This window comes from Streptomyces sp. CB02261, assembly GCF_001905665.1.
GTDB lineage: Bacteria > Actinomycetota > Actinomycetes > Streptomycetales > Streptomycetaceae > Streptomyces.
Map to the genome: position 1 here is coordinate 135420 of NZ_LIVX01000002.1, position 18122 is coordinate 153541.

General features: G+C 72.8%; 15 protein-coding genes. 12 read left to right on the forward strand and 3 right to left on the reverse strand.

The window, feature by feature from the left end; genetic code table 11:
* The first annotated feature begins 227 nt into the window (after positions 1 to 227).
* The 5 genes from AMK29_RS06055 to AMK29_RS06075 all read left to right on the forward strand — a co-directional run bounded on the left by AMK29_RS06055 (position 228) and on the right by AMK29_RS06075 (position 7767).
* Positions 228 to 2435 carry a PBS lyase gene (locus AMK29_RS06055; RefSeq protein ID WP_073808647.1) on the forward strand — a complete coding sequence of 736 codons (2208 nt, stop codon included), beginning with the start codon at positions 228 to 230 and terminating at the stop codon, positions 2433 to 2435.
* Between the two features lie 341 nt (positions 2436 to 2776).
* Entirely contained in the window at positions 2777 to 3508 is a 732-nt protein-coding gene (locus AMK29_RS06060; protein ID WP_073808650.1) for a hypothetical protein, read from the forward strand.
* Positions 3505 to 4776 (forward strand): sensor histidine kinase, encoded by a 1272-nt coding sequence (locus AMK29_RS06065; protein WP_073808653.1) that lies wholly within the window; start codon positions 3505 to 3507, stop codon positions 4774 to 4776. The genes AMK29_RS06060 and AMK29_RS06065 overlap by 4 nt, the downstream gene beginning before the upstream one ends.
* Before the next feature lie 60 nt (positions 4777 to 4836).
* Positions 4837 to 6216 carry an FtsW/RodA/SpoVE family cell cycle protein gene (locus AMK29_RS06070; RefSeq protein ID WP_073808656.1) on the forward strand — a complete coding sequence of 460 codons (1380 nt, stop codon included), beginning with the start codon at positions 4837 to 4839 and terminating at the stop codon, positions 6214 to 6216.
* A 72-nt stretch (positions 6217 to 6288) separates the two neighbouring features.
* A complete protein-coding gene (locus AMK29_RS06075) occupies positions 6289 to 7767 on the forward strand; it encodes a penicillin-binding transpeptidase domain-containing protein (RefSeq protein WP_073808659.1) in 1479 nt (492 codons plus the stop codon).
* 130 nt (positions 7768 to 7897) lie between these two features.
* Here AMK29_RS06075 and AMK29_RS06080 read toward each other — a convergent pair whose 3' ends face one another.
* Complete coding sequence (locus AMK29_RS06080; RefSeq protein WP_073808664.1) at positions 7898 to 9007, reverse strand: ferritin-like domain-containing protein; 1110 nt, start codon at positions 9005 to 9007, stop codon at positions 7898 to 7900.
* Between the two features lie 179 nt (positions 9008 to 9186).
* Here AMK29_RS06080 and AMK29_RS06085 point away from each other — a divergent pair, with 179 nt between their 5' ends.
* From AMK29_RS06085 to AMK29_RS06100, 4 genes are all read left to right on the forward strand, one after another.
* Positions 9187 to 10122: an AurF N-oxygenase family protein gene (locus AMK29_RS06085; RefSeq protein WP_073808666.1), complete on the forward strand. Its 936-nt coding sequence runs from the start codon at positions 9187 to 9189 to the stop codon at positions 10120 to 10122.
* A gap of 115 nt (positions 10123 to 10237) precedes the next feature.
* Entirely contained in the window at positions 10238 to 10960 is a 723-nt protein-coding gene (locus tag AMK29_RS06090; protein WP_073808669.1) for a TetR/AcrR family transcriptional regulator, read from the forward strand.
* Between the two features lie 25 nt (positions 10961 to 10985).
* Positions 10986 to 11264, forward strand: coding sequence for a hypothetical protein (locus AMK29_RS06095; protein ID WP_073808672.1), 279 nt, complete (start codon positions 10986 to 10988; stop codon positions 11262 to 11264).
* Positions 11265 to 11651: 387 nt separating this feature from the next.
* The gene (locus AMK29_RS06100; protein ID WP_073808674.1) at positions 11652 to 13241 is read left to right on the forward strand and encodes a C40 family peptidase; all 1590 of its coding nucleotides are present in this window, start codon (positions 11652 to 11654) and stop codon (positions 13239 to 13241) included.
* A gap of 102 nt (positions 13242 to 13343) precedes the next feature.
* Here the strand turns inward: AMK29_RS06100 and AMK29_RS06105 are convergent, their stop codons facing one another.
* Positions 13344 to 14096 (reverse strand): GbsR/MarR family transcriptional regulator, encoded by a 753-nt coding sequence (locus AMK29_RS06105; protein WP_073808677.1) that lies wholly within the window; start codon positions 14094 to 14096, stop codon positions 13344 to 13346.
* Between the two features lie 236 nt (positions 14097 to 14332).
* On the opposite strand from AMK29_RS06105, the gene AMK29_RS06110 reads away from it, so the two are divergent.
* Genes AMK29_RS06110 through AMK29_RS06120 form a run of 3 tightly spaced genes read left to right on the forward strand, consistent with a single transcriptional unit; the run spans position 14333 to position 16786 of the window.
* Positions 14333 to 15004, forward strand: a complete 672-nt coding sequence (locus tag AMK29_RS06110; RefSeq protein ID WP_073808680.1) for a DUF4097 family beta strand repeat-containing protein — start codon at positions 14333 to 14335, stop codon at positions 15002 to 15004.
* A gap of 37 nt (positions 15005 to 15041) precedes the next feature.
* Positions 15042 to 16004, forward strand: a complete 963-nt coding sequence (locus AMK29_RS06115; RefSeq protein WP_073808683.1) for an ATP-binding cassette domain-containing protein — start codon at positions 15042 to 15044, stop codon at positions 16002 to 16004.
* Complete coding sequence (locus tag AMK29_RS06120; protein ID WP_073808686.1) at positions 16001 to 16786, forward strand: ABC transporter permease; 786 nt, start codon at positions 16001 to 16003, stop codon at positions 16784 to 16786. Before AMK29_RS06115 ends, AMK29_RS06120 begins: the two co-directional genes overlap by 4 nt.
* 93 nt (positions 16787 to 16879) lie before the next feature.
* Here AMK29_RS06120 and AMK29_RS06125 read toward each other — a convergent pair whose 3' ends face one another.
* Positions 16880 to 18115, reverse strand: a complete 1236-nt coding sequence (locus AMK29_RS06125) for a styrene monooxygenase/indole monooxygenase family protein (protein WP_073808689.1) — start codon at positions 18113 to 18115, stop codon at positions 16880 to 16882.
* Positions 18116 to 18122: the final 7 nt, after the last annotated feature.

An 18122-nucleotide genomic window follows, 5' to 3' on the forward strand; every position in this document is an offset into this window, starting at 1 on the left:
AGGGTTGGTTGCGGTGGGGGTTGGGTGGGGTGGGGGGTTGGGTGGGGTGGGAGTGGCGTTCCTTGTCGATACTCAGTGCAACTGCCCTGCTGCGCACCGCACATGGCGGAAAGAGGTCGCAACTCAGGCCCCCCGTACGTCCCGTATCGCCGGTAAGGCCTTGCTTTCCCCTCCGTGGTGCACACTTGCTGCCTGGTACAGGGCTCACGGGGAAGGCGGCCTGGCACATGCTGACGGGGATCGAGGAGGTCGACTGGGCCTCACTGGGGCATGCGTACGGCCCCGCGGACGACGTGCCGGAGCTCCTCCGCGGACTCGCCTCCGCCGACCCCGCGGAGCGGGAGACCGCCCTCGACGGCATGTACGGCGCCGTGCACCACCAGGGCGACGTCTACGACTCCACCCTCGCCTGCATCCCCTTCCTCCTCGAACTCGTCGCCGACCCCGTCGTCCAGGACCGCGGCTCCCTCGTCGAACTGCTCACCAGCATCGGCGGCATCGAACTCGACGACGACGACGAACTCGACCTCGGCGACGAGGAGTTCATCCCCGCCGCCAACTACGCCATGGCCGCGGCCGCCATCGCCGCCGGCGCCGACGTCTTCCTCGGGCTCGCCTCCGACCCCGACCCCGAGGTGCGACTCGCCGCCCCCTGCGCCCTCGCCTCCCTGCACCCCGAGCCCCGACGGGTCCTGACCCTCCTGCGGGAGCGGCTCACCGTCGAACGGGACACCGAGGTCCGGCTCGCCCTCGTGGCCGCCCTCGGCCGTATCGCCCTGCGCCACGCCTCGCTGCGCGGCGAGATCGTCGACTGGCTCGGCTGGCTCGCCCGCGCCGCCCACGACCCCGGCCTTCGTCTCGCGGCCCTCGCCCAGCGGGCGCGCTGCGCGCCCGGCGACATCCCGGACGACGTCGTGCCCTGGGTGACCGGACTCCTCGAGGAGATCAGGACCACCGCCCACGCGTCCGCCGCCCCCGGCGCCGAAGGGTCCCGGCAGGCCGCGCCCACCCTCATCGGGCAGGTCCGCGAACTCCTGGAGGAGCACGGCGCCGGGCGGCCCGCCCCCTGGACCGAGGAACTGCTCCGGACCCTCCACGCCGCCCTCGACGACCGCGTCGACGACCGCATCGCGCTGATCCTCGCGCAGCTGCGCAGCCCCGACTGGGGGCAGCGGTCGGACGCGATCTGGCTGTGCGGCGGGCTGATGCGGATCTGGCGCGGGCGGTACGAGGAGGTCGTCCGGCTCGTCGGCGACCAGCTCCACGACCCCGAGCCCCGGCTCCGCGAGGCCGCCACCTCGTTCCTCGAGCGCCTCTTCGAGCTGGGCGCCCCCGCCGCCGACGCGCTGGCCGCCCGGCTGGCCACGGGTGCGGGGCAGGGCGCGGGGCCCTGGCCGGGGTCGACGCCGGGTTCGCGGTCGGGGTCGACGTCGGGGTCAGGGGCCGGTTCCGGGGCTGGGGCTGGGGCTGGGGCTGGAGCTGGGGCCTGGTCCGGCGGGCGGGGGCAGCACGCCTTCGTCGGGCGGTCCGGGCGGGACGGGGCGCTTCTCGCGCTGGCCCGCGCCGGGGACACCCGGGCCGTCCCGCTGCTCGCCCGCGCCCTGGAGGAGGGCGAGGTGCGGCGCGAGCTGCTGTACGCCATGGACGGCCTCGGGCCCTCGGCCGCCATGCTCGCCCCGCTGCTGCGGCGCCGGCTCGCGGACGTCGAGCTCGACGAGCGGCTCTACGACCGGGCCGCGCCCCTGCTGTACGCCCTGGCGGCCGTCCGGGGCGGCCAGGCCGTACCGGAGGTCCTGCGGGTCCTGCGCGGAGCGCCGGCCAACCGTCGCGACTGGGTGCGGGAGGCCGCACTGCGGACCCTGGCGGCCTTCGGGCCCGCCGCCCGGGACGCCGTACCGGACATGCGAAGACTCCTGGCCGCCGAGTCGGCCTCCGTCGCCACGACGGCGGCGCGGGCGCTGTGGGCGGCCGAGGGTGATGTGCGTGAGGTCCTGGCGGCCCTGGAGCGGTGGCTCGGGCCGGGCGCCTCGGGCGCGGAGCGGTGCGCCGCCGCGCAGGCGCTCGGTGAGATAGGCCCTGCCGCCGCAGCGGTCGCCCCCGCTCTCCTGCCCGGTCTGGCGTCGCGGGACCTGTGGGTGCGGGTCCGCAGCGCCGCCGCCCTGTGGCGGGTGTCCGGGGACGCGGAGACGGCCCTGCCGGTGCTGCTCGCGGCCTGGGAGGAGAACCGGCACGCGCGCGTGGACGTCGCCGAGTGTCTGGCGGAGATGGGTCCCGCGGCATCCGAGGCGCAGTTGGTGATCCTCACCGAGCTGACCCGGCGGCGGCGCCACAACGCCCGCGAGGGGGCCTCCGGCAGTCATGACGTCCATCTCGACGAGAAGCTGCTGACCTTGTGCCGGGCCGCGTTGGCCCGGATGGAGCGCGGGGTCTTCTAGGGCGCCGGCCCGGAGCGTGGCGCCTTGCCCAGTGGCGCCTTGCCCGGTGGCCCTTGCCCAGTGGCGCCTTGCCCGGTGGCCCTTGCCCGGTTGTGTTCCGTGGTGCGCCTGCTCGGTGGGCCCGCGTGGGGGCCGTTCCGGGGGTCGTGTTCGGGACTGCATGATTTACGGCGCCTGCGGGGCCATCAGTCCTGGGCGTTTCGTATGCGCCACAAATCACGCTCTACGTCCCGAACACGACCCCCTCCACGGCCCCCACTCCTGTCGTCGGTCGGCCGTCCGCCGGTGAGCAGAAGCCCTCCCTGTCCGAATATGGTCTCCTCGGGGCTAGGAGGAGATTCATGGGACCGCGCGCTGTGTCCGTTGCCGCCTGCGGTGCTCTGGGTGTTCTCCTGCTCGTCGGGTGCGGGGGCGAAGGCGGGCTCAAGAGCGCCGGGCCCACGTCTCCCGCCGTCGGGCCCGTCCGGCTCTGGCCCGATCTGCCGCCCGCCACCGATCCACCCATCGACTACGGCGAGTCCGACACCGAGCGCGTCCCCGGGATCGCAGTCGCCGACAACGACGTCCGCTCCGTCGACGCCGTGGCCGTCGTCCGCGCCGAGGTGCGGGCCCGTCCCGGTACGTACAGCGGCCCCGACGGGATGTACGAGGAGACCGCCCGGGCGATCACCGCCTGCGACACCGCTCCCGCCGCCTGCCCCGTCATGCGGCCGTACTACCGCGATCTCACCGGCAACGGCCGGGACGAGCTGATCGTCGGGATCCGGATGCCCGAGCAGCAGGTCGGGGTCCGGGTCTACCTCGCCGAGAACGGCGGGCTCACCCGGATCATGTCGACCGTCGACCAGGTCATCAGCGTGGAGCTGGCCGGCCGGGACCTGGTCATGCGGGTCGCCTCGGCGGGGATCCCCGGATACGAGTACCGCACCGCCTGGTCCTGGGACGAGCAGCAGCACAGCATGCTGCCCACCCGCGACGAGATCGTGCGGGTCAAGCCCTCCGGCGTGCCGGTGCCCCGTCTCGTCAGTCCGACGGCCACCGTCTCGCCCCCGCTGCCCGCGGAGACCCCGTGAGGAGGCCGCGGCTGCCCGCCTGGACCGCGACCCTCACGTGGAAGGCCGCCCTCTTCATCGCGGTGATGTGCTGTGCCCTCGCCGCGCTGCTCGGCGTCCTCGTCCACGCGTCGGTGACCGCGCAGACCGCCGACGACTCCCGGGAGAAGGCACTCGCGCGGCTCACCGACGTCACCCGGCTGTACGAGGCGGGCGAGCCGCTCCCCCGGTTCGCCGGGATCGATCCCGTCGGACTCCCGGCGTCCCTGCGCGCCCTCGCCGTCCGGGGCGAACGCGGCACGATGGTCGGGGACGACCGGGGCCATCCGGCGATGTGGGCGGCGGGCCCCGCGGACGGCCGCGCCCTCGCCGTACGCGTCGACTACACGCAGAGCGCCGAGACGATCGACGCGCTCGACCGCTCCATCCTCGGCTCCTCCGTGCTGGCGATCGGGGCGACCCTGCTCGTGGGCGCCTTCGCCGTCACCCGGGTCACGCGCCGGCTGCACCTGACCGCCCAGGTGGCCCGGCGGATCAGTGCCGGGGACCTCGACGCGCGCGTGGACGATCCCCGTACGAAGGACCCCTCGCGCCCGCAGGACGAGGTGGCGACGGTCTCGGGGGCGCTCGACACGATGGCCTCCTCGCTCCAGCGCAAGCTGCAGAGCGAGCAGCGGTTCACCGCCGACGTGGCGCACGAGCTGCGCACGCCCCTGACCGGGTTGTCGGCCGCCGCCGAGCTGCTGCCGGAGGGGCGGCCGTCGGAGCTCGTACGGGACCGGGTGCGGGCGATGCGGGGGCTGACCGAGGACCTCCTGGAGATCTCGCGGCTCGACGCCCGCAACGAGACCGTGGACCTGGCCGTGCACGAGCTCGGTCCGCTCGCCGAGCGGGTGGTGCGCGCCTCGGGCACGGAGACGGAGGTGCGGGTGGTGCGGGATGCGACGGTGGAGACGGACCGGCGGCGCCTGGAGCGGGTCCTCGGCAATCTGGTCGCCAACGCGCACAAGCACGGGGCCCCTCCGGTGGTGGTGACCGTGGACGGGCCCGTGGTGTCCGTACGGGACCACGGGCCCGGCTATCCCGCGTACCTGATCGCTTCGGGGCCGCAGCGCTTCCGGACCGAGAGCGGCGGCAAGGGGCACGGGCTCGGGCTGACGATCGCGGTGGGGCAGGCGGAGGTGATCGGCGCGGCCCTCGTGTTCGCCGTGGCGCCCGGGGGCGGCGCGGAGGCCCTGCTGCGGCTGCCCGAGTACGTGGACCTCTCGGACGACGCGCCGCAGGACTGACCGGACGGCACACCGTCACACAAAAGGGACATAGCGCATACAGCTTGCTACGTTGCGGCCATGACCGCACCGCGAACGGACGCGCCCCCACCCGGGGTACGCATCGCGAAGCGCCGCGGCGTGGAACTCTCCCTCCTCGTCTGCGCCGTCCTCATCTCCGTCTACGGCTACGCCGAGGTCGGCCTCGCCCGCAGCGGCGCCGTGCCGCCGGACGCCGTCCGGTACGGGGCGGGGCTCGGTCTGCTCGCGCTCGTCGCCCATCTCGCGGTCCGCTTCCGTGCCCCGTACGCCGATCCGCTCCTGCTGCCGATCGCCGTGCTGCTCAACGGGCTCGGGCTCGTCCTGATCTACCGGCTCGACCTGGAGACGCCGAGGGACCAGGCGGCGGCGCCGCAGCTGGTGTGGTCGACGCTGGGGGTGGCGCTCTTCATCGTGGTCGTCCTGCTGCTCCGTGACCACCGCGCGCTCCAGGGGTACGCGTACGTGTCGGTGGCCGCCGCGCTCGCCCTGATGATCCTGCCGATCTTCTTCCCGGCCGTGAACGGCGCCAAGATCTGGATCCGGATCGGCGGCCTCTCGTTCCAGCCGGGCGAGTTCGCCAAGATCCTGCTCGCGGTCTTCTTCGCCGCCTATCTCGCCGCCAACCGCCACGCGCTCGCGTACACCGGCCGCCGGCTCTGGAAGTTCCAGTTCCCGTCCGGGCGGGTCCTCGGTCCCATCGTGGCGATCTGGCTGCTGAGCGTCGGCGTGCTGGTCCTGGAACGGGACCTGGGGACGTCACTGCTGTTCTTCGGGCTCTTCGTGATCATGCTGTACGTGGCGACCGGCCGGATCGGCTGGATCGCGGTCGGTCTGGTGCTCGCCTCCGCCGGAGCCTTCCTCGTCGGCTCCCTCGAACCCCATGTGCACAGCCGGGTGGAGGACTGGCTCGACCCCTTCGCCTCGATCCGGGCGGGCGACGGCCCCGGGCAGCTCGCCCAGTCGCTGTTCTCGTTCGCCGCCGGGGGCATGCTCGGCAGCGGTCTCGGGCTCGGCCACTCCGTCCTCATCGGCTTCGCCGCGAAGTCCGACTTCATCCTCGCCACGGCGGGCGAGGAGCTCGGGCTCGTCGGACTGACCGCGCTCTTCCTGCTGTACGGGCTGCTCGTCGCCCGGGGGTACCGGGCGGGCCTCTCGCTGCGCGACCCCTTCGGGCGGCTCCTCGCCATCGGGCTCGCGTCGATCGTGGCCCTCCAGGTCTTCGTCATCGCGGGCGGGGTGATGGGGCTCATCCCGCTGACGGGCATGGCGATGCCGTTCCTGGCCCAGGGCGGTTCGTCGGTCGTCACCAACTGGGTGATCGTGGCGCTGCTCATCCGCGTCAGCGACTCGGCGCGTGCCCCGCAGCCCGACACCGCCGACACCGGGACGCTCGCGCCCGTCAAGGAGGGGGCCTCGTGATCCGGCCGTATTCCGCGGCGAAGGAGGGCGCCTTGTGATCCGGCCGTATTCCGCGGCGAGGGAGGGCGCCTCGTGATCCGGTACGCCCGGCGGGCCGCCGCGCTCTGTCTCGTCCTGCTCGTGGCGCTCCTCGTCAACTCCGCGCGCGTGATGGTCTTCGAGGCCGAGTCCCTCGACGGCAACCCGGCCAACCGGCGCATCGCGATCGGCCGGTACGCGCAGCCGCGGGGCGAGATCGTCGTCGACGGGAAGCCGGTCACGGGCTCGCGGGACAGCGGGCAGCAGCTGCGCTGGGAACGCACCTACCGTCAGGGGCCGTTGTACGCGCCGCTGACCGGTTACTCCTCACAGACCTACGGCACGACCCTCGTCGAGCACGCCGAGGACGCCGTCCTGGCCGGCACCGAACCGATGCTGGCGCCCCTCCCCCTCTGGAACGACCTGACCCGGGGCCGGCAGCCCGGCGGTGACGTCGTGACGACGATCCGGTCGTCGATGCAGCAGGCCGCCTTCCGCGGGCTCGGCGGGAAGCGCGGCGCGGTGGTGGCGGTGGAGCCGTACAGCGGCCGGATCCTGGCGCTCGTCAGCTCGCCCTCGTACGACCCTGGCGTCCTCTCCGGGACCGGTCCGGGGGTCAAGGACGCCTGGAAGCGGCTCACCACCTCGCCGAACCAGCCGATGCTGAACCGGGCGCTGCGCCAGACGTACCCTCCGGGCTCCACGTTCAAGATCGTGACGGCTGCCGCGGCCCTGGACGCCGGGGCCGTACGGGACGTGGACGCGCCGACGGACACTCCTGATCCCTTCGTGCTGCCCGGCACCCGGCAGGTGCTGCCCAACGAGGCGAAGGGGTGCGAGGACGCCTCACTCGCGTACGCCCTCCAGTGGTCCTGCAACACGGTGATGGCCGGGCTCGGGGTGAAGGTGGGCCTGACCGGGATGGTCGACGCGGTGGAGCGGTTCGGCTTCAACGACACGGGGCTCCGGGTCCCGTCCTGGGTGGCGAAGTCCAACTTCGACCGGGCGATGAGCCCGGACCAGCTGGCCCTGTCGTCGATCGGGCAGTTCGACACGACGGCGACGCCGTTGCAGATGGCGATGGTGGCGGCGGCGGTCTCCAACAACGGGGAGATCGCCCACCCGTACCTCGTCGACCGCACGACCACCTCGGGCGGCACGACCGTCGACCGCACCGGGCGCCGCAGCTATCGGCAGGCCATGAACCCCTCCACGGCGATGCAGCTCCAGCGGCTGATGGTGCGGGCGGTCGAGGAGGGTACGGGGGCGAACGCGGCGATCCCCGGGGCCCTGGTCGGCGGCAAGACGGGCACCGCCCAGCACGGCTTCGGCAACACGGGGACCCCGTACGCCTGGTTCATCGCCTGGGCGCAGGCCGCGGACTCGGCCCAGCCGGCCGTCGCCGTGGCGGTGGTCGTGGAGGACGCGGAGGCGTCCCGCACGGACATCAGCGGGGGCGGCAGCGCGGCGCCGATCGCGAAGGCGGTGATGACGGAGGCGCTGCGGCTGGAGGCGGAGGCCCGGGGAGGGTAGGAGGGGCGGGGAGGGAGGGGCGGGGAGGGTAGGAGGGGCGGTGACCCGGGGAGGGCCGGTGCGTCGATGGACTGCGGGCCGGTGGGTCGGTGGGCCCTGGGGCGGTTGGGCCATGGGGCGGCTGGGCGGGTCAGTCCGTCGTCGCGCCCTGGGCGATCGTGTCCGTCACCTCCGTCACCCTGGCCCGTTCCTCCGTCGCGAAGCGCTCCGCGTCGAGCCGTTCCGCGATCTCCTCGTCCTGGGCCATCAGCAGGTCCAGGTTCGAGTCGCCGAGGTCGAAGACGCCCATGTCCAGGTAGGCCTTCTGGAGGCGCTCGCCCCACAGGCCGATGTCCTTGACGCAGGGGACGATCCGGCTGAAAAGGAGCTTGCGGAAGAGGTGCAGGAACTCGCTCTGCTCGCTCAGCTCCTCCGCCTCCTTCTTCGGGATGCCGAAGTTCTCCAGGACCTCGACGCCCCGCAGCCGGTCCCGCATCAGGTGGCAGCCCTCGATGACGAACTCCTCGCGCTCGCGGAGTTCGGCGTCCGAGAGCTGTCGGTAGTAGTCGCGCAGGGCCATCCGGCCGAAGGCCACGTGCCGGGCCTCGTCCTGCATCACGTACGCCAGGATCTGCTTCGGCAGCGGTTTGTCGGTGGTGTCCCGGATCATGCCGAAGGCGGCGAGGGCGAGCCCTTCGATGAGGACCTGCATGCCGAGGTAGGGCATGTCCCAGCGGGAGTCCCGCAGGGTGTCGTCGAGCAGGCCCCGGAGGTTGTCGTTGATCGGGTAGAGCATGCCGATCTTGTCGTGGAGGAAGCGGCCGTAGATCTCGGCGTGCCGGGCCTCGTCCATGGTCTGCGTGGCCGAGTAGAACTTGGCGTCGAGGTCGGGGACGGACTCGACGATCCGGGCGGCGCAGACCATGGCGCCCTGCTCGCCGTGGAGGAACTGGCTGAACTGCCAGGAGGCGTAGTGCCGTCGCAGGTCGCCCTTGTCCTTCTCGGTCATCTTCGCCCAGTGGCGGGTGCCGTGGAGGGTGAGGACCTCGTCGGGGGTGCCGAGCGGGTCGTACGGGTCGACCTCCAGGTCCCAGTCGATCCGGGTGGCACCGTCCCACTGCTTGTCCTTGCCCTTCTGGTAGAGGGCGAGGAGTCGCTCGCGGCCGTCGTCGTACTCCCACGAGAAGCGGGCGGCGCCGGTGGCGGGCACCTGCCAGGTGAGGGTGGGCGGGGCCGTGGTGTAGAGGTCGCGCGTCGACACTGACGCCTCCTTGGGGGGTCGGGCCGTTCCCGTGGTGCGAGTCCACTCGTCAGGCTCACACGGTGGTAGACGGATCGTCAACAAGTCGCGCGCGGGGGATTGACCGCGCTACTGACGGGCAGTCTGATAGGAGGCGACCCCCGGTAACGTGTCGGCCAGCGCAGCGAGGTGTCTCCGCCATGACCCCCTTCACCGAGCCCGACTTCAGCCTCCTGCGGGACGCTCTGGGGCCCCTGCGCGACCGTGAGCAGGTCGCCGAACGCCTCCTGGAGTCCTCCCGCAGGCACTCCTACGATCCGGACACCGAGCTCGACTGGGACGCGCCGTTCGAGGACGGCAAGTGGTTCTGGCCGCCGGAGCTCGTCTCGCTCTACGACACCCCGCTCTGGCACCGGATGTCCGAGGAGCAGCGGATCGTCCTGTCGCGCCACGAGGCGGCCTCGCTCGCCTCGCTCGGCGTCTGGTTCGAGATCATCCTCATGCAGCTGCTGGTCCGGCACATCTACGACAAGTCGCTGACCAGTGATCATGTGCGGTACGCCCTCACCGAGATCGCCGACGAGTGCCGGCACTCGATGATGTTCGCCCGGCTGATCCGGCGGGGCGGCACCCCCGCGTACCCGGTGCCGAGGCTGTACCACAACCTCGCGCGCCTCCTGAAGACCGTCTCCACCACCCCCGGCTCCTTCGCCGCCACCCTGCTCGGCGAGGAGATCCTCGACTGGATGCAGCGCCTGACCTTCCCGGACGAGCGCGTGCAGAGCCTCGTCCGCGGAGTCACCCGCATCCACGTGGTGGAGGAGGCCCGCCATGTGCGGTACGCCCGCGAGGAACTGCGGCGCCAGATGGTGACCGCCCCGCGCTGGGAGCAGGAGTTCACCCGGCTCAGCTGCGGCGAGGCCGCCCGCGTCTTCTCCACCTGCTTCGTCAACCCGGGGGTGTACGAGGCCGTCGGCCTGGACCGGCGCGAGGCCGTGGCCCAGGTGCGGGCGAGCGGACACCGCCGCGAGGTCATGCAGTCCGGCGCCAAGCGGCTCACCGACTTCCTCGACGACATCGGCGTCCTGCGCGGGCCGGGGCGACGGCTCTGGAAGTCCTCGGGACTTCTGGCCTGAGGACATGACCCCAGCCGCTCCCGCCCCCGGCCGGTGCGGGGGCGCGTGGAAGCCGGCGGGCGGGCGTCCGGATCACGGCACCCCGCCCGCCCGCTCCGGGGCTACGCTGCGGAGCATGACGAGCCCCGCCACTCCCGCGTACCGCAGACTCAGCGTCGAGGAGCGGCGCGGGCAGCTTCTCGACGCCGCCCAGGAACTCTTCGCCCACCGGACGCCCGAGGACGTGTCCCTCGACGACGTCGCCGAGGCCGCCGGCGTCTCGCGGCCCCTCGTCTACCGCTACTTCCCCGGCGGCAAGCAGCAGCTGTACGAGGCCGCCCTGCGCTCCTCCGCCGACGCCCTGAACCGCTGCTTCACCGAACCGCCGGAGGGCCCGCCCACGGAGCGGCTCGGGCGGGTGCTCGACCGGTACCTGACCTTCGTCGACGAGCACGACGCCGGGTTCAGCGCCCTGCTGCGGGGCGGCAGCGTCGCCGAGACCTCGCGGACCACCGCGATCGTCGACGAGGTGCGGCGGGCCGCCGCCGAGCAGATCCTCGTCCACCTGGGGGTGGAGCGGCCGGGGCCCCGGCTCGGCATGCTGGTGCGGACGTGGATCGCCGCCGTGGAGGCCGCCTCGCTCATCTGGCTCGACGAGGACAAGCAGCCGCCGGCCCGGGAGCTGCGGGACTGGCTCGTCGACCATCTCGTCGCGCTGCTCGCCGCGACCACGGCGAGCGACGAGGAGACAGCCCGGGTCGTCGGGCTGCTCCTCGCGCAGGAGACGCCCGAGGGGCCGGTGGCACGGCTCGCCCGGCGGGTGATCCCGGTGGTGGGCGAGGCCGCCCGCCTCCTGTGAGCCGGGGGCGGGGGAGACTGGAGGGGTGAGAAGCGAGAACACCCCCTTCCGTGGCGGCCCCCTCGACGGCCGGGTCCTGCCGATCCTGCTCGGCCCGACCGGCCACCCGCCGAAGTGGTACGAGGTTCCGGTACCGGCCCACGACGGGCGCCCGCCGACCGTGTACGCGTACCGGCGCGAGCCCGCGGGCCACACGAAGCGGCTCGGCCTCCAGCGCGGCTGGGTCTACGTGTACGTGCCCACGGGCCGCGAGCGGCGGGAACTGAAGTGGCCGTGGTCGAAGCCGGGGGGCGGGGAGCGGTAGGCGGTCGGGGGCGATGAGGGGGCAGGGCCGGTAAGTGGGCGGGGGCGATATGTGAGCGGGGGCGGTAAGGGGGCGGGGGCGGTATGTGAGCGGGGGCGGTAAGGGGGCGGGGCGGGGTGAGCGGTCGGTCGTGGTGAGCGTTCGGGCAGCGGAGAGCAGGCGGGCGCGGTGAGCGGTCGCGCGCGGTGCTCAGCCGGGCAGCGGTGAGCGGTCGGTCGTGGTGAGCGGTCGGTCGTGGTGAGCAGTCGGGCACGGTAACCAGCCGGGGCAGCGGTGCGCCTCCGCCCGGGAGGCCGGTCCGCCGAACGGGTGAGGCCGTCGGACGCGCCCCCATTCGTACGGTAATCCGCTGATGTGACACGTCATCATTCCCGTGGAGGTGGTGACGTGTCGCGAAGGCTGCTGCGCACGGTCTGCGCGGGGGCGCTGGCCGCGGCGACGGCGTTCACCGGGGTGGCCCTCCAGGCCGGTGTCACCGCACCGGACCCGCCGGCCGACCCCCCGATGGCGGCCCCGATCGGGCGGGCCGATCCGGCGGCGAAGGCGGTGGCCCCCGTCGACCCGGACGCCGCCGAGGCCACGGGTACCCCGGACCCTGGCGACTCCGGGGCCCCTGACGTCCCCGATATCCCCGACACTCCCGACACCCCCGGGGCCTCTGACGGCTCCGGGGACTCCGAAGACTCGGACGCCCCCGAGCCCTCTGACGGCTCCGAGGACTCCGACACCCCCGAGACCTCCGACGCACTGGACGCCCCCGAAGCCCCGGACGCCTCCGAGGCCCCGGACGCCCCCGTAGACCCCGAGACCTCCGATACCCCCGAGGCCCCGGACGTCCCCGACGCCCCCAGCGTCCCCGGCGACCCCGAGGAACCCGGCACCCCCGACACCCCCGACGTCCCCGACTCCACTCCCCCCGCCCCCCTCGACGACGGCGCCGCCCTCCCCCCTCCCGGGGGTGACTCCGTCGCCGAGCTGCTCACCCGCATGCGGACGCTCTACCAGCGGGCCGAGGAGGCCGCCGAGCGGTACAACGCCGCCGACGAGGCGCTGAAGCGGCAGACCGCCGACACCAAGAAGGTCACGGCCCGGCTCACCGCCGTCCGGAACGCGCTGGCGCAGGGGCGTGCCGTGGCCGGGCGGATCGCGCGGGACCAGTACCAGGGCAGGTCCGAACTCTCCTCGTACCTGCGGGTGCTGCTCGCGCCGGACCCCCGGGCGGCCCTGGACCAGGGGCATCTGATCGCCCGGGCCACCCGCGAGCGCGCCGCCGCCGTGTCGCGGCTCGAACGGGCCGAGCGGCAGGCGGGTTCGCTCGCGAGCGCCTCCCGCAAGGCCCTCGACCGGCAGCAGAGCCTCGCCGTGGCGCAGCGCACCCGGCGCGACGAGGCGCGGGCCCGGCTCGGGGAGGTCGAGAAGCTGCTCGCCGCGCTCTCCCCCGGGCAGCTGGCCCGGCTCACCGAGCTCGAACGCGTCCAGACGGCGGGCGCGCAGCGCGACCTCCTCGACTCGGGTGTCCTGGACGGCCGCCGTACCCCGTCCCGGGCGGGCGCGGAGGCGCTGCGGTTCGTGGTGGGGCAGATCGGCAAGCCGTACGAGTGGGGGGCGGAGGGCCCGGAGACGTACGACTGCTCGGGGCTCACCCAGAAGGCGTGGGCGGCGGCGGGGCAGGAGCTGCCGCGCACCAGCCAGGAGCAGTGGGCGACCCTGCCCCGTGTGCGGCTCACGGAGCTGCGGCCCGGGGACCTGGTGATGTACTTCCCCGGCGCCACCCATGTGGCGGTCTATCTCGGCGAGGGCCTCGTGGTGCACGCCCCGCGTCCGGGCGGGAAGGTGAAGGTCTCCCCGATCGCGGCGAACCCGCTGCTCGGGGCCGTACGCCCCGACCCGGACGCAAAGGCCCTGGGCTCGTACACCCCGCCCGTGCTCCCCGCGGGGGCCCGGGACGGCGACGACCAGGGGTACGACCGCGCCTGAACAGGCCTGGGGTTCGGCCTTGTCGGCAAGGCCCCGCCCGGCGGAGGCCGAGCTCACCCGTCACCGATCACCCGGCGCCCTCCACCCGTCACCCGTCACGCTTCACTCGTCATCACCGTCCGGCGCCCCGGCTCCCGCGGGTGCTCCGGTCTTGGGGTGGAGGATGTCGCGGGCCTGCTCGGCGGCGCGCTGGATGCTCTCGCTGACGAAGTCGAGGAAGCGGGCGACGTTCTCCAGGCGGTGGGCGGCCGGGGTGTCGCGGCCGAGGACGCCGACGCCCTGCCGTGCGGTCGTGACGATCTGGGCCGTGGACCGCGCGCTGGAGATCATCGACTGGTACCAGATGTCGTCGTCGACGACATAGCGCTCGCGGCGCCGTTCGTCGCGCTCCCGGCGGACGAAGCCCTGGGTCTCCAGGAACGCGACCGCCTTGGAGATGGAGGCCGGGCTGACCTGGAGGCGCTGGACGAGTTCGGCCGCGGTGAGGCTGCCGGCGTCGGTGAGGGTCAGGCAGGCCATCACCCGGGACATCATCGTGGGCATGCCCGACGCCATGAGGACGGTCGTGAACGTCTCCTCGAACTCGCGCACCGCGTCGGCGTCGCGACCGTGGGCCTGCGGAAGTGCCTCCGCCGTCCTGGGCGCGGCCGGCTTGCGCCGGTGGGTGCGGCGCTCGGTGGCGCGGTGGGCGAGGTCGGCGCGGTACGCGGTGGGGCCGCCGTTCCGCATCACCTCGCGCGTGATGGTCGAGGTCGGACGGTCGAGCCGCCGGGCGATCTCGGCGTAGGCGAGGCCGTCGGCCAGTCCCAGCGCGATCTGCTGGCGTTCCTGCTGGGTGAGCCTGCCTCCCGGCATCCGCGGTCTCCTTAGTGCCTCTTCAGTGCGTCGTACGGCTCCACCATAGCGTTCACCTTCATTTCATTGCAACGCGCGGGCAGCTGACGTTGCATTACCTCGCAGAATGATTGCAACGAAATAGGGCGTGCTACCTGCGTTGATGCACTTTGAGTGCAACGAGTTCGTTGCCAGAGACGTGAATGCAACGTAGCGTTTCACTCATCGGAAACAGCGACGAACCAAAGGAAAAGACCATGCAGAAGTTCCTCACCTCCGCCCCGATCTCCACCGTCCTCGACATCCCCGCCGGTCACATCCGCTTCATCGCCGCCGACCGGGCCGACACCACCGTCGAGATCCTCCCCGCCGACGCCTCCAAGGGCCGCGACGTGAAGGCGGCCGAGCGGATCACGGTCGACTACGCCGACGGTGTCCTGCGGATCGAGGCCCCGGACGCGAAGAACCGCGCCCTGGGGAACTCGGGCGCCGTCGAGGTGACCGTGCAGCTGCCGGCCGGCTCCCGCGTCGAGGCGAAGGCGGCCAGCGCCGAACTGCGGGGCGTCGGACGGCTCGGCGACGTCACCTTCGAGGGCGCGCACGGCACGGTCAAGCTCGACGAGACCGAAGGCGCCCGCATCACCCTCGCCGCCGGTGACATCTCGGTCGGCCGCCTCGGCGGCCCGGCGGAGATCAGCAGCCAGAAGGGCGACCTCACCGTCGCCGAGGCCGTGCGCGGCACGGTCACCCTGCGCACCGACCACGGCACGATCTCGGTCGGCGCCGCCCGCGGGGTCTCCGCCACCCTGAACGCCGGCACCGCCTACGGCCGCATCGACAACGCGCTCCAGAACTCCCAGGGCGCCGGCGCACAGCTCGACATCCACGCGACCACCGCCTACGGCGACATCACCGCCCGCAGCCTCTGACCCGCACCCACCGACCCGTAGTTGAGGAGTACGCACCATGACCGGTACGGCCATCGCGGCGAACGGGCTGCGCAAGTCCTACGGTGACAAGACCGTGCTCGACGGCGTCGACCTGGCCGTCCGCGAGGGAACGGTCTTCGCCCTGCTGGGTCCGAACGGGGCCGGCAAGACCACCGCCGTGAAGATCCTCTCCACCCTCGTCACCGCCGACGGCGGCCAGGCCCGGGTCGCCGGCCACGACCTGGCCGCCGACCCGCAGGCCGTCCGCGCCGCGATCGGCGTCACCGGCCAGTTCTCCGCCGTCGACGGCCTCATCACCGGCGAGGAGAACATGCTCCTCATGGCCGACCTCCACCACCTGCCCAAGACCGAAGGCCGCCGCGTCGCCACCGAACTCCTCGCCCGCTTCGACCTCACCGACGCCGCCAAGAAGCCCGCCTCCACCTACTCCGGCGGCATGAAACGCCGCCTCGACATCGCCATGACCCTCGTCGGCGACCCCCGCGTCATCTTCCTCGACGAACCCACCACCGGCCTCGACCCCCGCTCCCGCCACACCATGTGGCAGATCATCCGCGAACTCGTCACCGACGGCGTCACCGTCTTCCTCACCACCCAGTACCTCGAAGAAGCCGACCAGCTCGCCGACCGCATCGCCGTCCTCCACAACGGCACCATCGCCGCCGAAGGCACCGCCGAAGAACTCAAACGACTCATCCCCGGCGGCCACGTCCGCCTCCGCTTCGCCGACCCCGCCACCTACCGCACCGCCGCCACCACCCTCCACGACGCCGCCCGCGACGACACCGCCCTCACCCTCCAACTCCCCAGCGACGGCAGCCAGCGCGACCTGCGCACCATCCTCGACCGCCTCGACACCGCCCACATCGAGGCCGACGAACTCACCGTCCACACCCCCGACCTCGACGACGTCTTCTTCGCCCTCACCGGCACCACCGTCCCCACCCAGCAGGACCCCACCAAGGAGACCGTCCGATGAGCACCCTCACCCTCGCCGTCCGCGACACCACCACCATGCTCCGGCGCAACCTCCTCCACGCCCGCCGCTACCCGTCCATGACCCTCAACCTGCTCCTCACCCCGATCATGCTGCTGCTCCTCTTCGTCTACATCTTCGGAGACGTCATGAGCGCGGGCATGGGCGGAGCCGACCGCTCCGACTACATCGCCTACCTCGTCCCCGGCCTGCTCCTGATGACGATCGGTTCCACCACCATCGGCACCGCCGTCTCCGTCTCCAACGACATGACCGAAGGCATCATCGCCCGCTTCCGCACCATGGCCATCCACCGCGGATCGGTCATCACCGGCCACGTCATCGGCAGCGTCCTGCAGTCCGTGGTCAGCGTCGTCCTCGTCGGCGCCGTCGGCGCCGCCATCGGCTTCCGCTCCACCGACGCCACCGCCCTGGAGTGGCTGGCGGCCCTCGGGCTCCTCGCACTGTTCGCCCTGGCGCTCACCTGGATCGCCGTCGGCATGGGCATGGTCAGCCCCAACGCCGAGGCCGCCGGCAACAACGCGATGCCCCTGATCTTCCTCCCGCTGATCTCCAGCACCTTCGTGCCCATCGACGCGATGCCGGGCTGGTTCCAGCCGATCGCCGAGTACCAGCCCTTCACCCCCGCCATCGAGACCCTCCGGGGCCTCCTCCTCGGCACCGAGATCGGCCACAACGGCTGGCTCGCCCTCGCCTGGTGCCTCGCCCTCACCGCCCTCGGCTACTTCTGGTCCAAGTCCGTCTACAACCGCGACCCGAAGTAGCGGGAACACGAGAAGGCGGCGTACCCCGACACACGTCGGGGTACGCCGCCTTCTCCGTGTCTCCGGCCGCCCGTCGGGGCCGGGACGCGGTCGTCAGTTCGCGGAGAGCGAGGCCAGGTAGGCCGAGGTCTTCTCCGGCTCGTAGAAGAAGTTCTCGAAGTCCGACGGGTCGTTGAAGCCGTTCGCGAAGCGGTCGGCGGCGGGCTGGAGCTGGCCGGCCGCGCCGAGGAGGTTCAGGACGTGCTCCGGCGGCGGGGCCAGCATCGCGTTCGTCCACTTGGTGACGTGCTGGGCCGTCTTCCAGTAGCGGTCGAAGGCGCCCCGCATCCACTCCTCGTCGAAGGGCTGCTCGCCGCGCTCGACGATGGCGGCGAGGTACGCGGCGGCGCACTTCGACGCCGAGTTGGAGCCCTGGCCCGTGATCGGGTCGTTGGCGACGACGACGTCGGCGACACCGAGGACGAGGCCGCCGCCGGGGAGCCGGCCGATCGGGTTGCGGACGGTCGGGGCGTACCGCCCGGCGAGGGTGCCGCCCGCGTCGGTCAGCTCGACCTTCGTGGCGCGCGCGTACTCCCAGGGCGTGAAGCGCTCCATCAGCTCCAGGGTCAGGGACAGGTGCTCAGCCGGGTCCTTGACGCCCTGGAAGGCGTCGAGCGGACCGCCGGGGACGCCCTCCCAGAAGAGGATGTCGGCACGGCCGCCCGTCGTGAGGGTCGGCATGACGAAGAGTTCGCCGACGCCCGGGACGATGTTGCAGCGGACCGCGTCGAAGTCCGGGTGCTCGGGACGGGGGCCGAGGCCGTGGACGTACGCGACGGCCAGCGCGCGCTGCGGTTCGCTGTACGGCGAGCGGGAGGCGTCCCGGCCGAACATCGAGACCAGCTCGCCCTTGCCCGCCGCCACCAGCACCAGGTCGTAGCTGCGGGAGAAGTAGTCCAGGTCGCCGACGGCCGCGCCGTGTATCACCAGCTGGCCGCCGCGCTGGGCGAAGGTCTCCATCCAGCCGGCCATCTTGACCCGCTGGTCGACGGACTGGGCGTACCCGTCGAGCCTGCCGACCCAGTCGATCACCCGGCTGGAGTCGGGGCCGGCGACGGAGACGCCGAGGCCCTCGATGCGGGGGGCCTGGGACTCCCAGAAGTTGAGGCCGAGGTCCCGCTCGTGCTGGAGCGCCGTGTCGAACATGCACTGCGTGGACATGACCCGGCCGGACCGGATCTCGTCCGCCGTCCGGTTCGACATGAGGGTGACCTCGTACCCCCCCGACTGGAGGCCGAGGGCGAGCTGCAGACCGGACTGGCCGGCGCCGACTATGAGAATCTTCCGCATGGGTGGT

Coding starts and splice junctions, on each gene's coding strand:
- AMK29_RS06055 (WP_073808647.1), top strand. CDS start 228: ATGCTGACGGGGATCGAGGAGGTCGACTGGGCCTCACTGGGGCATGCG.
- AMK29_RS06060 (WP_073808650.1), top strand. CDS start 2,777: ATGGGACCGCGCGCTGTGTCCGTTGCCGCCTGCGGTGCTCTGGGTGTT.
- AMK29_RS06070 (WP_073808656.1), top strand. CDS start 4,837: ATGACCGCACCGCGAACGGACGCGCCCCCACCCGGGGTACGCATCGCG.
- AMK29_RS06085 (WP_073808666.1), top strand. CDS start 9,187: ATGACCCCCTTCACCGAGCCCGACTTCAGCCTCCTGCGGGACGCTCTG.
- AMK29_RS06090 (WP_073808669.1), top strand. CDS start 10,238: ATGACGAGCCCCGCCACTCCCGCGTACCGCAGACTCAGCGTCGAGGAG.
- AMK29_RS06105 (WP_073808677.1), bottom strand. CDS start 14,096: ATGCCGGGAGGCAGGCTCACCCAGCAGGAACGCCAGCAGATCGCGCTG.
- AMK29_RS06110 (WP_073808680.1), top strand. CDS start 14,333: ATGCAGAAGTTCCTCACCTCCGCCCCGATCTCCACCGTCCTCGACATC.
- AMK29_RS06115 (WP_073808683.1), top strand. CDS start 15,042: ATGACCGGTACGGCCATCGCGGCGAACGGGCTGCGCAAGTCCTACGGT.
- AMK29_RS06120 (WP_073808686.1), top strand. CDS start 16,001: ATGAGCACCCTCACCCTCGCCGTCCGCGACACCACCACCATGCTCCGG.
- AMK29_RS06125 (WP_073808689.1), bottom strand. CDS start 18,115: ATGCGGAAGATTCTCATAGTCGGCGCCGGCCAGTCCGGTCTGCAGCTC.